Source organism: Spirosoma montaniterrae, assembly GCF_001988955.1.
Classification (GTDB): domain Bacteria; phylum Bacteroidota; class Bacteroidia; order Cytophagales; family Spirosomataceae; genus Spirosoma; species Spirosoma montaniterrae.
In genome coordinates this window covers 2944854-2962610 of sequence record NZ_CP014263.1, presented here as the reverse complement: position 1 = coordinate 2962610, position 17757 = coordinate 2944854, and the positions used below count along the sequence as shown (strand labels likewise).

15 protein-coding genes are annotated in these 17757 nt (G+C 54.3%); 7 read left to right on the top strand and 8 right to left on the bottom strand.

Annotated features, from left to right (window positions below):
- Positions 1-219: 219 nt before the first annotated feature.
- Positions 220-1215: a T9SS type B sorting domain-containing protein gene (locus AWR27_RS25790; protein WP_232325828.1), complete on the bottom strand. Its 996-nt coding sequence runs from the start codon at positions 1213-1215 to the stop codon at positions 220-222.
- Here AWR27_RS25790 and AWR27_RS25785 point away from each other — a divergent pair.
- A complete protein-coding gene (locus tag AWR27_RS25785) occupies positions 1162-2223 on the top strand; it encodes a hypothetical protein (RefSeq protein ID WP_232325827.1) in 1062 nt (353 codons plus the stop codon). The two genes, AWR27_RS25790 and AWR27_RS25785, sit on opposite strands and share 54 nt — an antisense overlap.
- 963 nt (positions 2224-3186) lie before the next feature.
- On the opposite strand, the gene AWR27_RS12830 is transcribed toward AWR27_RS25785, so the two are convergent.
- Both AWR27_RS12830 and AWR27_RS12825 read right to left on the bottom strand, forming a co-directional pair.
- The gene (locus tag AWR27_RS12830) at positions 3187-4167 is read right to left on the bottom strand and encodes a glycosyltransferase family 2 protein (protein WP_077131536.1); all 981 of its coding nucleotides are present in this window, start codon (positions 4165-4167) and stop codon (positions 3187-3189) included.
- 89 nt (positions 4168-4256) lie between these two features.
- A complete protein-coding gene (locus AWR27_RS12825; protein WP_198044992.1) occupies positions 4257-5744 on the bottom strand; it encodes a circularly permuted type 2 ATP-grasp protein in 1488 nt (495 codons plus the stop codon).
- A 196-nt stretch (positions 5745-5940) separates the two neighbouring features.
- Here AWR27_RS12825 and AWR27_RS12820 point away from each other — a divergent pair, with 196 nt between their 5' ends.
- On the top strand, positions 5941-6516 hold the full coding sequence (locus AWR27_RS12820) for a hypothetical protein (RefSeq protein WP_077131535.1): 576 nt from the start codon (positions 5941-5943) through the stop codon (positions 6514-6516).
- Positions 6517-6555: 39 nt separating this feature from the next.
- On the opposite strand, the gene AWR27_RS12815 is transcribed toward AWR27_RS12820, so the two are convergent.
- Together AWR27_RS12815 and AWR27_RS12810 are read right to left on the bottom strand one after the other, a co-directional pair.
- Positions 6556-6972 carry a hypothetical protein gene (locus AWR27_RS12815; protein ID WP_077131534.1) on the bottom strand — a complete coding sequence of 139 codons (417 nt, stop codon included), beginning with the start codon at positions 6970-6972 and terminating at the stop codon, positions 6556-6558.
- A 54-nt stretch (positions 6973-7026) separates the two neighbouring features.
- Positions 7027-8097 carry an Ldh family oxidoreductase gene (locus AWR27_RS12810; protein ID WP_077131533.1) on the bottom strand — a complete coding sequence of 357 codons (1071 nt, stop codon included), beginning with the start codon at positions 8095-8097 and terminating at the stop codon, positions 7027-7029.
- Between the two features lie 132 nt (positions 8098-8229).
- Here AWR27_RS12810 and AWR27_RS12805 point away from each other — a divergent pair, with 132 nt between their 5' ends.
- Entirely contained in the window at positions 8230-8472 is a 243-nt protein-coding gene (locus AWR27_RS12805) for a hypothetical protein (RefSeq protein ID WP_077133970.1), read from the top strand.
- A gap of 129 nt (positions 8473-8601) precedes the next feature.
- Positions 8602-9186: a hypothetical protein gene (locus AWR27_RS12800; protein ID WP_077131532.1), complete on the top strand. Its 585-nt coding sequence runs from the start codon at positions 8602-8604 to the stop codon at positions 9184-9186.
- Positions 9187-9309: 123 nt separating this feature from the next.
- Here AWR27_RS12800 and fbaA read toward each other — a convergent pair whose 3' ends face one another.
- On the bottom strand, positions 9310-10389 hold the full coding sequence (gene fbaA / locus AWR27_RS12795) for a class II fructose-bisphosphate aldolase (protein ID WP_077131531.1): 1080 nt from the start codon (positions 10387-10389) through the stop codon (positions 9310-9312).
- A 153-nt stretch (positions 10390-10542) separates the two neighbouring features.
- Positions 10543-10908, bottom strand: coding sequence for a hypothetical protein (locus AWR27_RS12790; RefSeq protein ID WP_077131530.1), 366 nt, complete (start codon positions 10906-10908; stop codon positions 10543-10545).
- Positions 10909-11142: 234 nt separating this feature from the next.
- Between AWR27_RS12790 and AWR27_RS12785 the strand changes: the two genes are divergently transcribed.
- Positions 11143-11952, top strand: a complete 810-nt coding sequence (locus tag AWR27_RS12785) for a sugar phosphate isomerase/epimerase family protein (RefSeq protein WP_077131529.1) — start codon at positions 11143-11145, stop codon at positions 11950-11952.
- A 31-nt stretch (positions 11953-11983) separates the two neighbouring features.
- Here AWR27_RS12785 and AWR27_RS12780 read toward each other — a convergent pair whose 3' ends face one another.
- Positions 11984-13411 (bottom strand): hypothetical protein, encoded by a 1428-nt coding sequence (locus tag AWR27_RS12780; RefSeq protein ID WP_077131528.1) that lies wholly within the window; start codon positions 13409-13411, stop codon positions 11984-11986.
- Positions 13412-13530: 119 nt separating this feature from the next.
- Between AWR27_RS12780 and AWR27_RS12775 the strand changes: the two genes are divergently transcribed.
- Together AWR27_RS12775 and AWR27_RS12770 are read left to right on the top strand one after the other, a co-directional pair.
- Positions 13531-15093, top strand: a complete 1563-nt coding sequence (locus AWR27_RS12775; protein ID WP_077131527.1) for a hypothetical protein — start codon at positions 13531-13533, stop codon at positions 15091-15093.
- Between the two features lie 462 nt (positions 15094-15555).
- Positions 15556-17748, top strand: a complete 2193-nt coding sequence (locus AWR27_RS12770) for a DEAD/DEAH box helicase (protein ID WP_077131526.1) — start codon at positions 15556-15558, stop codon at positions 17746-17748.
- Positions 17749-17757: the final 9 nt, after the last annotated feature.

Here is a 17757-nt window from a genome sequence, read left to right as displayed (position 1 = left end):
CTCAACCAAAGCCACTAAAAAAAGAGCGAATAGCCCGATTGTATAGATAAATCGCATACTGAAACCGCGTTTGTAGTACAACGAATTGGAGGTATAAAAGTATATTCAAAAGCAAAAAAGTAGAGACGCAAGATGTTGCGTCTCTGGTGCCGGATGGTTCCTGCTGACGCCAGAGAGACACGAAGGGCTGACGCGAGGGAGACGCAACATCTTGCGTCTCTACCCCTGGGTGTTGCCTTCTCTGAGGATTTGCACCCAGCCCTTGTAGACGTTGGGCGGGGCGTTGCGGTCTACATAACTGAACCGCACCTGCACCTCGTAGTAGTACAAACCCGTGGGCAACTCCCGCCCCTCGCTGCTTCTGCCATCCCAGCTTAGCTCCCGGCTGGTTCCTTCATAGACTTTGGCCCCCCACCGGTTGTAGACCACCAGTCGCACCTCCTCCACAAAAGCCGGGCAGCGCAACGCACTGAAGACATCATTCTTGCCATCCCCGTTGGGGGTGAACACATTCGGCAGGGCAAACACCGCACAGGCGTTGTTGCAGACCCGGTTGGAGGGGCGGCTCTCCTGGCCCCGTCGGCTCAGGGCCGTCACGTAGTAGCAGCCCGAGACCGTCGTCAGGTTCTGGTGGGCGTAGCTGGTGGTAGGCGTGGCCACCTCCGTCAGCAGCCGCAGACTGTCCTGCTCGTAGCGACCGTAGTAGATGCGGTAGCCCACCACCTGGCTGTCGCAGGTGGGGCCGCTGGTGGCACTCCACCGGAGTTGGTTCTGGAAATTAGTCTGGGTGCAGAACTGCTCGGCCTGCACACTGGCGCAGTTGAGACTGTCGAGCCGCAGGGCGGGCGGGCAGGGGCGGGTGGTGTCGGCGGGCTGGGCGCAGAGCGTCTGGCTGAGGTTGGTCAGCGAGCCTAAGCCCGTCAGTTGGGCATCGGTGTAGCGGCCCCGGGTCAGCACCCGGTAGCAGTAGGCAGAGTCGGCGGAGAGGGGGCGGCTGGTGTTGCCGTCGGCAGTGATGCGGTCGGAGCCATCGTCGGTGAAGACGTAGCTGGGCGGTGCCTGGACGTTGACCTGGGCGATTTCGTTGAAGGGCCCGTTGGGGCCGCTGCGGCTGCGGAAGATGCGGTGGGGCTGGTTGTCGTTGGACCAGGGGGTGTTGGTTTGCCAGCGCAGGGCGATGCTGCGCTGGGGGCCGGGGCCGCTGCTGAGCCGCACGCTGCTGGCGGCTTCGGTGACGTCGAGCCGGGTGAACTGGCCGTTGGTGGTGTAGAAGAACTCGATCCGGTAGCGGTAGGCGTTGGCCGTGGTGTTGAGGGCCGAGGTGCTGCTGCCCCTGTCGACAAAGACGGTATCGACGGTGGTCGGCTCGAGGGTGGTGGTGATGGTCGTCAGGGGCTGGAAGGCGGTGCCGTCGAGGCCGGTGGCGCGCTGGATGCGGTACTGGAAGGGGCCGGTCAGGTCGCCGGGGGCCAGGCCGATGGGTCTCGACCAGCGGAGGGTGATCTGGCCGCGCTGGGCGTCGGTGGAGTCGATGGTGACCTGGGTGATGACGGGCATGAGCAGGGGCAGTTGCTGGCAGACGGGGGCCGAGGGCAGGCTCATGCCGCCGTTGAAGCCGCCGTTGCGGTCGGGGTAGCGGGCCACCAGCACGTAGCTGTAGGCGATGCCCCGGCGCAGGCTGGCCGTGTCGGTGAAGGTGGTGGCCGTGACGGGCAGCTCAGCGATCTGACTGTAGCCCGGTGGCGGGCCGGTGGTGCACGTCTCCGACGTTACGGGGGTACAGCCTTCCCGGCGGTAGACGAGCAGGCGGGTGGGCTGGCCCTCGGCTCCGGTGGGGGCGCAGGCGTAGGGCGACCAGCTAAGCTGGATGGCCCGGCCCTGGGTGGTGGCCGTGGGGCGGGCGGTGAGGTTTTTGACCGAGGGCCCCACGATGCGGATGCGCAGGGTCTGGAAGGCGACCAGACTGGTGGCCGAGCGGCTGGTGGGCACGTCACCGACCTTGAAGGTGACGTCGTAGGGGGCACTGCGGATGTGGTTGCAGTTGGTCTGCCAGGTGAAGGTCGAGGTGGCGGGCTGGTTCTGGGGCAGGCCGTTGCTGGAAAGTCGGGCGTAGTCGGGGGCGATCAGCTCGCCCGCAGCCAGGGGTCGTCCATCGGGTCCGACGTTGAAGACGCCCCCGAATCCCGAGATGATGACGCGGTTGTTGTCGGGGTCGGCGGCTGATACGGGCACGGAGATGAGCGAGCCAGCTTCGCGGCAGAGTTCGGGCAGTGGCTGGAGGAGGGGTCTGCGGTTGGTCTGGTCGACGACGATGATCTGCATGTCGCGGGTGATCTCGCCGATGAGCACGCCGTTTCGCCATTCTTCGACGATGAAGGCGAAGTTGAACTGGCCTTCTTCGCCGGGGGCGTCCCAGCACAACTCGCCGGTTCGGGGGTCGATGGTGAAGGTGGGGGAGCCGCCGGTCTCGCTGGTGCGGGAGAAGCGGGTGGGGTCCTGGTAGGCCGGAATGTCGCGACTGCGGGGGCATCGGTCTTCACGGCCTTCTTTAGGTACGCTCAGGCGGAAGGCGAGCGAGTCGCCATCGGCGTCGAAGGCAGCCGGGTTGTGGCAGAAGCGTTGACCAACGCGGCCCGAGTCCAACGGTGGGTTGAGCATGACGGGCGTGGAGTTGACCTGTAGAGCCGCGTTGATCAGAATCGTTGTCGAAACGTAGAAACGGATTTCATCTGACCTATCAGGAGGGGGCAGATTTTTCGTGTCGTTGTTTCGATTGGGAATTGTTACGCCAATCGTGTAAGGTCCTGGCCCCGGATACGTATGCACCACCCGGTAGACGTTGATCGATGACGTCCGGTTGTTGATAAATGTCCGTGATAGACGCTGTACTTCTACAGACGTATCATCACCGAAACAAAACCACACAGATGTTTGCTGATCGGCTGCGGCTCGCCCTCCACCGGGGGTTTCGTCATAATATCCAGTGAACGTTATTTCATAGGTGAGTGAAGTAGCCGACAGGCGCCGGGTCGTGATTTCGCCCGCCCGCAGGTGCGTAGCCTGACTAACCATAGGCCACGTCAAAGCCGTCAAAAAAAGGGCGAACAGCCCATTAGTACACGTAAATCGCATGAGGAAACGCGTTTTTACAACAACGATTTGGGGCAGAAAACAGGTATGATTCTGTTATACTTTGTAAAACCCCGGTTTGTTGAGCAATGTCTTCCAGAAGAAGCGTAAAAATATGCCTACCTGCCGGGCAAATTCGCGCTGATTGCTCAGGCCGGTAAACGGACTTTGTCTGTTTTTCAGGTTGATGGCTATTTTCCCGGCGAAGACAATAGGTATCAGCAGTATGTAATGCAGAATCAGCACCAAATAAGCCCCAACACCGTATTGCTTCCGAATCCATACCAATTGCGATACCTGCACCTGCGGCTTAAACCGGTTGATGTGCGTAACAACGTGTTGCTGATGCGTATCGCTGCTACCGTATTCCAGATGAATAAATTGCGCGCCCGGCAGCAGCAGCAATCGTCCCTGCTTGCCCAGCCGGTAGCCCCATTCTACATCTTCACCATACATAAAAAACGACTCATCGAGCGCACCGGCGCGGGCAATGGTTCGGGGGCGAGTCATCAAAAACGCGCCCGAAATCCATTCTACCTGATTGGGGTCAGTAAATACAGGATCGGGAAATTGCCGTTGCAGCCAGTTATCGGTGCGCTGACCGGGCGGCAGAATGTAGAAAGCCCGACGCATCTGCCCAAACGTTGTGTAGAGATTGGGCCGAAGTTGCCGGTCGCGACTCAACTGCTGCGCCCCCACAGCCGCCACGTCGGGCTGGGTGTCAAGTGCTTGAACACAACGCGCCAACAAGTTGTCGATCAGGAGTGTATCGGAGTTGAGCAGCAAGATATTCCGGCCCTGCGCGTGGCGAATTCCGAGGTTGTTGGCCCGTGCAAACCCCGCGTTATAGCCCATGTCGAACCAGCGCACGTCGGAGTAAACAGCCTGAATCTGCGCCCGGCTATTGTCGCCCGATTGGTTATCGACAATAAGAACCTCGAACGAAATGCCTCGTGTGTGTTCATGTACCGATGCCAGACAGTCCAGAATCAGCCGGGGCGTTTTGTAATTGACGATGATGATGCTGAGGTCGTACAAGTGAAGAATGAAAAATGAAAAGTGAAGAATGAAAAGCGAAAAGTAAGCAATGTTGACTCACTTTTCATTCTTCACTTTTCATTTTTCACTCAGTACAGCACCCACGTATCTTTTCCGCCACCGCCCTGCGAGGAGTTGACCACAAGCGAACCTTTGCGCAAGGCCACGCGGGTAAGGCCACCGGGAATTACGTTGACGCCGTCGCCGTAAAGAATGTATGGACGCAGGTCAACGTGCCGGCCTTCGGCATGGTCGCCCACAAGGGTTGGCACCCGCGAGAGCGAAATAGTGGGTTGGGCGATGTAGTTACGTGGGTTGGCTCTGATTTTATCCCGAAACAGTTCGTGTTCTTCTGCCGATGCTTTCGGGCCGATCAACATGCCATAGCCGCCCGCTTCGTTGGCTTCTTTTACCACCAGTTGCGCGATGTTATCGAGTACATACTGGCAGTCTTCGTCTTCACCGCAGATATACGTCCGCACGTTCGGGATAATGGGTTCTTCGCCGAGGTAGTATTGAATAATGCGCGGCACGTAAGCGTAAATCACTTTATCGTCGGCCACGCCCGTGCCGGGGGCATTGGCCAGCGCAACGCGACCTTTCTTATACACCTCAAAAATGCCCGGAACGCCAATCATCGAGTCAGGATTGAAGGCTTTCGGGTCCAGAAACGTGTCATCGATGCGCCGGTAAATCACGTCAACGATTTGGAAACCTTTGGTTGTGCGCATTTTCACATAACCGCCCGATACAACCAAATCCCGCGCTTCAACCAGTTCGACGCCCATTTGCTGGGCCAGATACGAATGCTCGAAATAGGCCGAGTTGTAAATGCCCGGCGTCAGTACTACCACCGTTGGATTAGGCCGGTCGGCGATAAACTGGAGCATTTGGAGCAGCCGCATGGGGTAGTCCGACACAGGCCGAACACCCGTTTGGGCCAGCACTTCGGGGAACGTCTGCTTGGTAAGTTCGCGGTTTTCGAGCATGTACGATACCCCCGACGGGCAGCGGAGGTTATCTTCCAGCACCATAAACTGCCCGTCGTCGCCCCGAATCAGGTCGGTGCCGGTAATGTGGCACCAAATGTCTTTGGGGGGCTTCACGCCGAGGCAGGGTTTGAGAAACGATTTGCTGGTTTCGATCAGCTCGCGGGGCACAACGCCGTCGTTCAAAATCCGCTGTTCATTGTAAACATCGTCGATGAACAGGTTCAGGGCTTTAATCCGTTGCACTAAACCGGCTTCCATACGGTCCCACTCGGCAGATTCGATCACGCGCGGAATGATGTCGATAGGCATGATGCGCTCGGTGCCTTCGCCTTCAGAATAAACGTTGAACGTGATGCCCATGCTCATCAACGCTCGTTCGGCTGCGTGCTGTCGTGCTACAATATCTTCACGGCTCAACTGCTCAACGCGCTGACGGAACGGGGCATATCCGGCCCGTACCTGCGTTTGCCCGTCGAACATTTCATCGAAAAAGTTTTCAGTCTGGTAATCACTAAACGAGAAGTTGCCTGAAAGCTGTCCCTGAGACTGGGTCATGCCGTTGAGCGTCTGTGATTGATTTTGCATGGTACTATTTTCTATTAAGCCAACAATATATGGTAAATTAGGTGACTGGCAAAATAATCAGTTGTGGCAGGTGCGGTTTATGTGTCGTGGTCTTCAGCGCAATTTGTCACTCAATAAATTTAATGTCACTATAATCAGCATTTATTTTGTTTTTGCTGTATTCTTGCGAAGAATGAACAAATAATCATTGTTTGCTATGAAGGCTTATCTCCTGGTTATCGCCCTGTGTGTGGGCGCAGTTACAACGGTTTCGGCACAAACGGAAAAAGGCAGTAAACTGGTTGGTGCTCAAGTCGGAAATCTCACATTCCCAACGTCGGGTGGGGGTGGTTCTATCATCGGGCTGCAACCGGCAATAGGCTGGTTTGTGGGCAATAATCTGGCTGTAGGCGTTGGTGTACCGTTTTTTTCGGTCGGAGCCAGCGGAACGCGTGTTACGCAGATTGGCATTACGCCGTTTGCTCGCTATTACATCGGTCCATCGAACGTAAAACCGTTTCTGGGAGCGTCAGTGGGGGTTATCAACACCTCACTTTCAGGTCGTGGTACGGGCAACGCAGATCCATCGACGAATGGCATTTACAGTGTTTCGGGAGGGCTGGCGTTTTTCATCAATCAGTCGGTTAGTTTCGATCTGGGCCTGACCTACACCGGGGGCGAAACCGTAGCCGTCAACTCCCTTTTAGGCGGTGGTCTCAACTCGCTGACGCCTGCCATACCCGAGTCGATAAACTTCAACCTGGGCTTTCAGGTATACTTTGGGAAGAAGTAACAACTGAGGAGAGAAAATCTTTCTCTCCTCAGTTGCTTTCTATCGTTTGTATACCCGCTGGATAATCAGGCGGGTGTCGTCAACTGAGAGAACAGCAATCTTCGAGCGTTGAGAACCGCCCCAGAATTGACCGTCGATAGCCAGCGAGTCACCTTCGGTTCTCCATTGGTCGGGATAATCAGCATAGGCGATGGGTGGGGTGCCGCACCAGCCGGCATTAGCCCGCTCCAAGAACTGTCCCGTATTCAAAAACCGCAAACCAGCCGCATTGGTGAACTCGTTGGTCCGCCGATAGATGGTCACGTACTGATTGGGAGTACGTTGCTCGAAGCTATCGTAGGTCCACGTGCCGCAAACAGCACAGCCGCCTACTATTCCTGAAGGGGCAACTGGATTTTTGGTCTGGCATCCAGTCAGCAGCGCGGCCCCGACGCATAAGCCGAATAGTTTTTTCATCCAATGAGTCATTTTACGACATGACCCAATCAGCAGTGAAAGGGTTGAAATGCATCACATAATCGATACCCCGAACCGTTCGCCCAACTCCTGCAAACTCTGCACGACCGGCTCCAGCAGCGGAATACCGTTGGCGAGCCGGTCGGCTTCTATCAGCCGTTCGGGATCGCCAGGAATCAGTACGCGCTGACCGTCAACGGCTTTTGCCTGCCGAAACCGCTGAATCCACATATCCATGTGCGCTTTAAACTCGTCGGCAGGCCGGAAAGCATCGATGCGCATAGCTCCGAAAAAATGGCCTGTTCCGGCTCCAACACCCTCGTTGGCGGCCATGAAGCCCGCCGTGGCAAAGGGTGGCACCCACGGCCCATAATTTGCGCCCGACAGCACGCCCGAAAAAATATCGACCACTGCGCCCAGCCCATAACCTTTGTGCGAGCCATGTTCGCGGTCAGTACCGAGCGGCAGCAAAGCTCCGCCGTTGCGGATGGCGTTAGCGTCGGTAGTAGGCCGACCGTCGGCGTCCTGTGCCCAGCCGACCGGAATGTCCTGCCCTTTGCGTTGCAGAATTTCGAGTTTACCATAGGCCACAGCGGTACTGGCAAAATCGGCCAGAAACGTGGGTTCGGTAGCTGCCGGAATGGCTACGGCAATAGGATTGGTGCCAAGCATCTTTTCGAGCGAAAACGTTGGTGCCACCAGTGGGGCCGCATGGGTCATAGCCTGACCAATCATGTCGTGTTGGGTAGCCAGCAGAGCATGGTATCCGGCAATGCCGAAGTGATTGGAGTTACGCACGGCTACCCAGCCGGTTCCGGCAGTGCGGGCCTTTTCAATCGCTACGTTCATGGCCCACGGCCCCACCACCAACCCTAATCCCCGGTCGCCATCGACCACGGCAGTAGAGGGTGTTTCGTGAACGATGCGAATGTGCGGCTGTGGATTTACGCGCCCGTGGTCGTAGAGCCGGACATAGCCCGGTAGCCGGGCCACTCCATGCGAATCGACGCCCCGCAGGTCGGCAGACACCAGCACGTCGGCGGCTAAGCGGGCGTCGGCATCGGAGCAGCCAATGGCGTTGAAAATCTGTTCGGTATAAGTACGAAGTTGAGATGCACTAATCATGGGCGCAAAAGTACGGAAAACCCACAGTCAGGCCGCTGACTCAGGTAATGAACAAAAAGATAGTTGGCTGGTTTTAGTACGGAGGGGCTGGTAAACGGCTCTGTTTTTATTGTAATCACAACGTTATTGATCATGAAAATCAAGCAATTAGCAGGCATCCTCGCCTTTGCGGTAATCAGTTCTGCCACGCAGATGAGCTGCGACTCAAAAAAGGAAAACAAAGCCGAAGAGGTACAGGACGAAAAAGAAGACGTAATTGATGCTCAACGCGAGGGCGATACGTCAGACGTTCGTGAAGAACAGGCTGAACTCGACTCGGCTCGTAAAGATTACCGCGAAGCTGTCCGCGATTCAATCAAGGATAAGCGCGATTAAGCTGAAAATTGACCGAAAGCATTCATTGACCAGTCTGTAGCAGGCTGGTTTTTTTGTGATTAAAATTTCGCAAAATCGAGATGGTGATTGATTGAATAGCGTTATTCGCAAAATTTTACCGTAAACGCCATGCCTACCCGACTTATCCAACTGCTGTTCATTGCTCAATGTACACTGCTATCTGTTTACTGTTCCGCCCAGCCCCGCGACACGCTTACGACTGAGCAACTATTGCAACGGAAAGGCGGAGCTTATGCCGCTTTATTACACCCGTCGAAATATTTAGCTCTCGACGTCAACTACCGACTGGGGGGCTTTCGGCGTTATCGTTTTTTTCAGGGAGATGAAATTCAGTTCCGGGCGCGGGGGCAACGCTTTCGGGAGGAACTATACGAAGTGACCGACAGCACGTTTGTGGTGCTGATGGCAAATGAAGTCATGAACCGCGATGAGCCCGTTGTGTTCCAAATTTCTGAAGTGCAGAAGGTGTATATCAACCGCCGAATTCCGTTTGTCACGGCTGCGGGTACGCTTTTTCCCATTGCCGGGGGGCTTTATTTATTGGCCGACGTGGTCAATCAGGGTATATTTGATAAGAGAACGTTGCCTATTGCAGGCGGTTTGGCTCTTAGCGGGCTGATTTTTCACAAACTCAGTAATCCGCGTATCCGGATTGGTAAAAATCATCGCCTGCGTGTGTTGCGGACGTATTGATAGTCCACGTATTCACCCCACCCCAACCCCTCCCCGTTAGGGAGGGGCTTCCGCTGGAAGCATCTATGCTTAGCCCCTCCCTAACGGGGAGGGGTTGGGGTGGGGTGAACGCCAATCATTGCCTTATGCCAGCCGGTTGATGCAGTTCAAATCCTCGAATGCCAGTTTCAGCCGCGCTATCATGCTTTCTTCGCCTTTGCGGAGCCACACACGCGGGTCGTAGTATTTTTTGTTCGGCGAGTCGGACCCTTCCGGGTTGCCAAGCTGACTCTGCAGATAGCCTTCTTTCGCTTTGTAGTAGTTCAGCACGCCTTCCCAGGTAGACCATTGCATGTCGGTATCGATGTTCATTTTGATCGCACCGTACTGAATGGCTTCGCGGATTTCTTCGCGGCTCGATCCCGAACCGCCGTGGAAGACGAAATTCACCGGCAGCGGACTCGTACCAAATTTCTCCTGAATATAATCCTGCGAGTTTTTCAGGATAATGGGCGACAGCTTCACGTTGCCGGGTTTATACACGCCGTGTACGTTGCCGAATGCAGCCGCAATGGTGAAATTGGGCGAAATTTTGTTCAGGTGTTCGTAGGCATACGCCACTTCCGACGGCTGCGTGTACAGTTTGGAGTCGTCAACGTCGGAATTGTCAACGCCGTCTTCTTCGCCACCCGTTACGCCGAGTTCGATCTCAAGCGTCATGCCCATTTTCGCCATGCGCTCGAAATACTGGCACGAAATTTCGATGTTTTCTTCGATAGGTTCTTCCGACAGGTCGAGCATGTGCGACGAAAAAAGCGGCTTGCCTGTTTGGTCGAAATGCCGTTCGGAGGCCGTCAGCAGACCGTCGATCCAGGGTAATAGTTTTTTGGCGCAGTGGTCGGTATGCAAAATCACGGGTACGCCATATAATTCGGCGATATTGTGAATGTGCAGCGCACCCGACACCGACCCGGCAATGGCCGCTTTCTGGCCTTCGTTCGAGAGCGATTTACCGGCGTAAAAAATACCGCCCCCGTTCGAGAATTGAATAATAACGGGCGAGTTGACGGCTTTGGCTGTTTCGAGAACTGCGTTTACCGAGTTGGTGCCGACCACGTTCACGGCGGGCAGGGCATAATCGTTTTCGTTGGCGTGCCGGAAAATCTCAGAAACGCCTTCGCCGGTCACAACACCGGGCGCAAAGCGGGTGGCTACTTCAGACATACAAATACTGATTTTTGAACTATGAACAGAAAAAATTAAGTCAAAGATAGTTCAGACGAAGTGCGGAGCGAATGATGGCGCAAAGTACGAATTTTCAATAGAACAGCAGATAGCTGCACGGTTCGGACCTAACCTAACGACAGAAGGACCATATTATCGTTCGGCGGGTACTGCTTTTTGCCGCCGAAAAATGTGATACACGCAGGATTCTCGGGCATAGGTAGTTTCGTGAACCCAGCCGTTTCGGTGTAGAAAATTGAAGATATCCATTTCGCTGCCAAAGAGTTTGTCGCCACCGTTTTCGTCCTGAATCCGGTGCAGTCGTAATTCTAACCACCGAATCGTTTGACCATAATCGATCACGGCGAAAACCTGCCGCTGCATAAATGGCCGCTGATCCTGTATTAACTCAATGTACTCAACATCAGGCAACTTGTTGATGTCTTTGCCGTTAACGACAACCTGCGCCGAGGTCAGGCCGGAGTACAGAAGTAATAGAAGAAGAATAGAGCGGTTCATAGCAACGAATATAGTAATACCAAATGGAATCGCCTATGCCGTATTGCTGACGCATGGCTGAGACGCAAAGGGTTGCGTCTCTACAGTTGACCGTCCGGCGTAGAGACGCAACCCTTTGCGTCTCACTCGCGTCAGCAATACGCCATAGTTAACTCAAGATGATATAAGTACGTGGAAAAGCCCGGCTTTCCGTGCAAAAGAGCTTATCGTATAAATTTTTGCTTATTTTTCTGCATGAAAACCCAATTCTTCTGCCCGATGTGGGGCATGGAAAGCCTGCCCTTCGCCGAAGCGGCCAAACGTGTAAAAACTGCCGGATACGACGGCATGGAAATTGCTGCCGGACCCGGCAAGCGCAAAGAAGCCGTTCAGACCATGCGTGATAATGGCCTGGAAGTTATTCTGATGGCTTTCGGTGGCGGGGCTGACTTCGCCGAACACAAACAGAAATTTCGCGACGACCTGCTCGACGTGGCGTCAAACAAGCCGCTGTTTATCAACTCGCACACCGGCCACGATTATTTCACCTTCGAGCAAAACGCCGAACTGATTCAGGTGGCCGACGAGGTGGCAAAGCAAACGGGCGTGAAAATTCTGCACGAAACCCACCGGGGCCGCTTCAGCTACAGTGCGCCCGCCATTCAGTATTACCTGCTGAAACTGCCCAATCTGCGCCTGACCGCCGATTATTCTCACTGGGTCAACGTGGCCGAATCATACCTGACCGATCAGGCCGAGAACGTGAACCGGGCTATCGCCGTCAGCGACCACGTCCACTGCCGTGTGGGGCAACCCGAAGCTCCGCAGGTATCGGACCCGCGTGCGCCGGAGTGGGCCAACGCCCTCGAAACGCACGCCAGGTGGTGGGATGCCATCCGCACCCGTCTACAACGGGCCAATGCTCCCGCACTGACCGTTACCTGCGAATTTGGCCCCGCACCGGGCTACTTACCAACGCTGCCCTATACCAATCAGCCCGTGGCGAGTCAGTGGGATATTAACGTGTTTATGAAAGATTTCCTGAAGAAACGCTGGAGTGTCTGAGTGTTTTGCGTGTAGACGGGGCAATAAACAGCTACTGGCGTTTGTAGATGGCGAATCTGTTATCAACGTAAGAAAGCTTGTAATGGGGCAACTGTTCTGTGCCTAATTCGGGATAGAAGTCTTCGCGCCGGTACGTGTAATCCATCAGAATAAAATCTACATCACGCTCATACGCCCATGTCGCCATGTCAGCCGCCGGGTTGGTTGTGGGTGTGGCGTGATGTTTGTAATTCTCGTTGCTGAGCAGATGAGAATAGTGTTCATACTCGTTGAAAAAAAAGGTTAGTGGAACCAGCCCCGTTTGGCCCGGCGAAATCTTGGCACGTAGGCGTTCGTAGGCGACAGGCAGATACTGCTGAGAGAAATTTTTATAGATAATTTCCACGGTCCCGTAGATGCCAATAATGAAGTACACGGCTAAAACCACATATAGGGCTGTCTTTTTGAATGGGTTTACGCGGTATAGCTCATAAATCAGGGCAAACATAAACGGCATGAACAGCGGCAGGTACGTGCCGGAACCTTTCTTGGTTAGTAGCCAGAATGAGACCAGCAAAATAAGTGCATATACCCGTAGCGGCTGATTGATACGGCTTAATAACCGGCGTTGGTGCCAAAGCAGGAACACCAGCAGCAGCGATAGCGCGGCCTGTTCGGGCGATTCGAAAAACAGCTTCGGATACGTGAGCATGACCAGCAGCTTCGCCATTAGCCCAAACGCATCCTGCGTGGCGGGGTCGTTCCGAAATTGGTAGTACCACACTGAAAATCCGTTGGTGGCCTGCATCACGTCAACAAAATACAGCAGTCCAGTTAACCCACCTGCTACGGCAAAAATCAACCCGTTTTTATACTGCCGCTGGTAAAGGAGCAGCCCAAAGCCAGCAATCAAATAAATAACCCCGTTGAGGTGAGCCAGCATTGCCATGCCCGCCAGCATAGCGGCCAATACGGTTTTGACGGGTGTGGTTGGTCGGCTTTGTAGACAGAGAAACGAGCCGAAGCCAAAAGCGGCCAGCATTAGTTCCGGGCGGTTCTCGAAACTCATACGCACCATTACCCGGTTGGCGAAAACGAGTACCAAAACCGCCAGAACATACCAGCCGGTGTTGTTGCGTTCGTGTTGCCGGACGTAATAGATCAGTTGGGCCACCAGCACGCAAAAGCAGATAAAACCTACAAACTGAACCGTTGGCAATTGATACCCAAACAGCCGAATCAGCCCCGCCCCGAACAGCAGGAAAAGTTTATGGCTGACCAAGAGCTGGTTCTCCCAACCCAGGATGCCCCTGAAAAACTCTGATCGGATTACGCCCTCTTTTTGCAGCCAGTACGACTGCTCGGCAAACCAGGCATCATCGCCCGTTGGGTAGCGATGCCAGTATGTCAGACCCGTCAGAACAATAAAAAAAGAAAGCAGTATAGATACGTTTCGCTGCGAAATCAACGCGTGGGGCATGTGATAATAGCCAGATAATACCAGTTCAAGACAAAGATAGTTGCCCGGCTTTATGTATGAGGCATCAATTTTGCGGCTGGATAGTTACTATCATCATGCGTACTTCGTACATTTGATACATGCGTCATGTCCAACTTTTTCTCTGCCTCGTTCTGTTAAACCTGCCCATTGGTCTGGTGCGGGCGCAGTTGGCGCAGGCCGTTCGGGTTGAGGTGCCCGCCGATCCCAACGAAGCCGAAGCCTTCGACGTGCTGCCATTGGCCGAACGCGGTTTGCTGATGACCGTGCGGACGGGCGGCATTGTTGATAATACGCCAACCCGGTTTCATTTTCAGCGGTTCGATAAAAACCTGAAACTCATCTGGAAACGCAAAGTCACGCAGGATATTCGGTTTCGGCCTCTGTTGTCGTACCATAACGAGCAGTATGAGTACCATTTGCTACGCAATTACGACAGCAATGAATTCGAGTTTCTGCAACTTAATCTCGATGATGGCAGCGTGGAAACGCATCAGGGCCATTTGCTCGATCAATTCGATGTACAGCAGTTTAAGGTAATGGGTAGTCAGGCGTATGTGGGCGGCTACCGGCACGGGCGGCCCGTGGTGATGTCGTTCTCGTTTTTCGACCACACGGCCAAAGTGCTGCCCGGCATGTATGTCAACAACATGGAACTGAACAGCGTAGAAGTTGACGACGCCCGGCGCGAAATCAACGTGCTGGTGCATTCATCGCGCCGACGGTGTACATTCTCGATCCGAACCTACAACTACGACGGCAAACTAACCCGAACGGTTGATTTCAACGACCCCAAACATAACCTGATTTCGGGTAAACTACTGCCCATCAACGAGCAGGAATCAATGTTGGTAGGTAACTACTCAACCGACTGCACACCATTCTCGCAGGGTATTTACGTAACTCGCATTCGCCATACCGACTCTGCCGATGCTGCCGACGAAGCGGCCCGCAATATCCGGTACGTCGAATTTTCGCAATTGCAGAATTTTTTCAACTACCTGAAACCCAACCGGCAGCAAAAAATACTGGCGAAAGCTCAAAAGAAAAAAGAAGAGGGGAAAGACTATAAATTTCGGTATCGGCTGCTGGTTCATGATCTGCAACCCTCGCCCAACGGTCTGACGCTCATTGCTGAAGTTTATTACCCGCAGTATCGGGGTAACTCGATTATGTATGGTGGCTACCTGCGCGGAGCCGACCGCTACGACGGGTTTCGATTCACGCACGCATTTGTCTGTGGATTTGACAAACAGGGGAATTTACTGTGGGACAACTGCCTGCCAATCAAAGAATTGGTAAGTCCTGATCTGGCTGAGATGGTGCAGCTTTCGCAACAGGACGACCGTATGGTACTGGCATACCCCAACGACGGGCAAATTACAACGTCGGTAATTCAGGGCAGCGAGGTACTCCGACAGACGGAAACGTTCAAGCTACAAACAAACATCGAAAACGAACGGGTTACGTTTTCGGCGCAGGAAAACGTAATGGCGTGGTACGACCGGTATTTTCTGGCCTGTGGCTTTCAGAAGATTGCCCAAAACCGCCCAAACGCACCTCAGCGTGAGGTTTTTTACCTGAATAAACTTACCTACAGCATCAATGCGCCTGCCAAGCCAGCGGAAGCTACGACCCGAAAAAACGACGGACCAGAGCGATAATGACGTTCAGCAGAAGGCTTACGACAGGGCAGGTAACAACAGCGCGACTCCGAAGAGCATGATAGTTTTGCCGATCATTCGGGGTTTCTCAAAATAATACAACAATAACAAACGCTTATTTGCAATTTAAAGATATTCTTCTTAATTTTGCACCAGATTTTACAAGCGACATCCGTCGCGTTTCTGGTCTTCTCCTGTTTTACACGCTGAGTTGGGTCTGCCAGAACTACTGTACGGATGTACTGGATGGGTTTTCTGTGTGGACGTTCCGCTGTGACGGAACACTTGCGCGTGGGCTAATCGTCAATTTTCGCTGTCTTCTCCCCCGTGGTTGGTTAGGGGGCTGTTGGTCCTTGTTGGGTCGTTGGGCATCGTTCGTTGGGCAATTCTCGCAGTATCGCGCCGTTCACCGGTACACACTCGTCTTCGCTTGGAGGGTTTATTATCTATTTTTCCAAGTTTATGAAAACGAAAAAAACAAAGGCCGATGCACAGGACGATCTCCTGACGCTCGACCAAATTGAACAGGTAGCCCAGCAAATGGCCGCTGCCGCTACGCCCGCAACCGACGCTACTGCCGAAACGCCAAAGAAAAAAGCAGCTAAACCCCGCACTAAAAAAACGGAGGACACCCCCGCAATCGACGAAATGCCGATGGCGGAAATTGTTGAAAACGAGCCAGTTCAGGCTGAGCAAGTTCAGGAAGAATTAGTTCAGACTGAACCCGTACAGGCCGAAGTGTCGCCCGTTTTAATAGCACAGCCAGTTGCTTCGGCAACGGCTCCGGCCAAAACCGAACCGGCTGTGCCGCTGTTCTCTGACCTTGCCATTTCAGACGAAATTTTGCAGGCCGTGACCGATATGGGCTTCGTTAGCCCGTCGCCGATTCAGGCCGAAGCGATTCCGCCCATTCTGGCTGGTCGCGATGTAATTGGTCAGGCCCAGACGGGAACGGGTAAAACAGCCGCATTCGGTATTCCTGCTCTCGATTTGATCGATACGCAGGACCGTTCGGTGCAGGTGCTTGTTCTTTGCCCTACCCGCGAACTGGCCCTACAGGTGTCGGAGGAAATCCGTAAGCTTGCTAAATACAAGCGCGGTGTACGTATCGAAGCTATCTACGGCGGTGATTCTATCGAACGTCAGATTCGCTCACTCAAGTCGGGCGTACACATCGTGATTGGTACGCCAGGCCGTGTTATGGACCACATGGAGCGTAACACGCTCAAGCTCGACAACGTGAAGATGATGATTCTTGACGAGGCCGACGAAATGCTGGACATGGGCTTCCGTGAAGATATTGAAAGCATACTGGAAGATATGCCCGAAGAGCGGCAGACAATCCTGTTCTCGGCTACGATGTCGAAGCCGATTATGCAGATTACGCAGAAATTTCAGAAAGACCCTGTGTTGGTGAAGGTGGTCAAGAGAGAACTGACCAACACCAACATCGAGCAGGTCTATTTTGAAGTGAAGCCGAAAGCTAAAGTTGAGGTGATGTGCCGGTTGATCGACATGTACGACCTCAAACTGATGCTGGTGTTCTGTAATACAAAGCGCAAAGTCGATGAGATTGTTGAAGACCTGCAAATTCGGGGCTATCAGGCCGAAGGCTTGCACGGCGATCTGCGGCAGGCACAGCGTAATAACGTAATGGGCAAGTTCCGCTCAGGTACAACCAGCATTCTGGTTGCCACCGACGTAGCGGCACGCGGTATCGACGTCGACGATGTCGACGCGGTTATCAACTTCGATATTCCGCTCGATGAAGAATATTACGTACACCGTATTGGCCGTACAGGCCGGGCGGGTAAGTCGGGCCGGGCGTTCTCGATGGTAGGTCGTGACGAAAAATACCGTTTCCGCGAAATTCAGTCGTATACCAAAGTACGGGTCGAAAAGGGCGTTATTCCGTCGTTTGAAGACATCGTGGGTGTGCGCAAAGCCCGCTTTATCGAGCAGGTTCAGCAAACCATTCAGGAGAGCAAGGATTTGAACCTCTATGAAGATACGCTGACGCAGTTGCACCACGCCGGTTTCTCGACCGAGCAGGTTGTGGCCGCGCTCGTGAAACGCAGCATGGGCTTAGAGAAAAACGAATTCGCCGACCAGAATCTTGGCCTTGACGACGACCGCCGTCGCGAAGGACCAGACCGTCGGGGAGGAGATCGCTACGGCGACCGCGATGACCGGGGAGGGCGTTTCGGCGACCGCACCGAAGGCCGTGGCCGTTTTGGCGACCGCGCTGAAGGTCGGGGCCGTTTCGGCGACCGCGACGACCGGGGCCGGGGTAATGACCGTGATCAGGGCCGTTTTGGCCGTAGTGAGGGAGCAGATCGCCCGCGCTTTGGCGACCGCGAGGATCGCCGTGGGGGAGATCGCGACCGTAACGAGAAGCGGGCTCCGCGCGAGCGCGAAGCCAACATGACCCGCCTGATGGTGAGCATTGGTCGGCGTGATTTTGTGCGTCCGGGCGATATTGTCGGTGCCATTGCCGGTGAGGCTAACATTCCTGGCAACACCATCGGGAGCATCGATATCTTCGACAAGCACACCTACGTTGACGTACCGAAAGACGTGGCTAATCGGGTGGTCGATGCTATGGAAGGCAACACCATCAAAGGTCGCCGAGTGAACGTTGAAATTGCGCGGTAATCAAACCGT

Bases quoted from the DNA above. Each gene is read 5' to 3' on its own strand.
- AWR27_RS12825 (WP_198044992.1), bottom strand. From the start codon at position 5,744: ATGCAAAATCAATCACAGACGCTCAACGGCATGACCCAGTCTCAGGGA.
- AWR27_RS12820 (WP_077131535.1), top strand. From the start codon at position 5,941: ATGAAGGCTTATCTCCTGGTTATCGCCCTGTGTGTGGGCGCAGTTACA.
- AWR27_RS12815 (WP_077131534.1), bottom strand. From the start codon at position 6,972: ATGAAAAAACTATTCGGCTTATGCGTCGGGGCCGCGCTGCTGACTGGA.
- AWR27_RS12810 (WP_077131533.1), bottom strand. From the start codon at position 8,097: ATGATTAGTGCATCTCAACTTCGTACTTATACCGAACAGATTTTCAAC.
- AWR27_RS12805 (WP_077133970.1), top strand. From the start codon at position 8,230: ATGAAAATCAAGCAATTAGCAGGCATCCTCGCCTTTGCGGTAATCAGT.
- AWR27_RS12800 (WP_077131532.1), top strand. From the start codon at position 8,602: ATGCCTACCCGACTTATCCAACTGCTGTTCATTGCTCAATGTACACTG.
- fbaA (WP_077131531.1), bottom strand. From the start codon at position 10,389: ATGTCTGAAGTAGCCACCCGCTTTGCGCCCGGTGTTGTGACCGGCGAA.
- AWR27_RS12790 (WP_077131530.1), bottom strand. From the start codon at position 10,908: ATGAACCGCTCTATTCTTCTTCTATTACTTCTGTACTCCGGCCTGACC.
- AWR27_RS12785 (WP_077131529.1), top strand. From the start codon at position 11,143: ATGAAAACCCAATTCTTCTGCCCGATGTGGGGCATGGAAAGCCTGCCC.
- AWR27_RS12780 (WP_077131528.1), bottom strand. From the start codon at position 13,411: ATGCCCCACGCGTTGATTTCGCAGCGAAACGTATCTATACTGCTTTCT.
- AWR27_RS12775 (WP_077131527.1), top strand. From the start codon at position 13,531: ATGCGTCATGTCCAACTTTTTCTCTGCCTCGTTCTGTTAAACCTGCCC.
- AWR27_RS12770 (WP_077131526.1), top strand. From the start codon at position 15,556: ATGAAAACGAAAAAAACAAAGGCCGATGCACAGGACGATCTCCTGACG.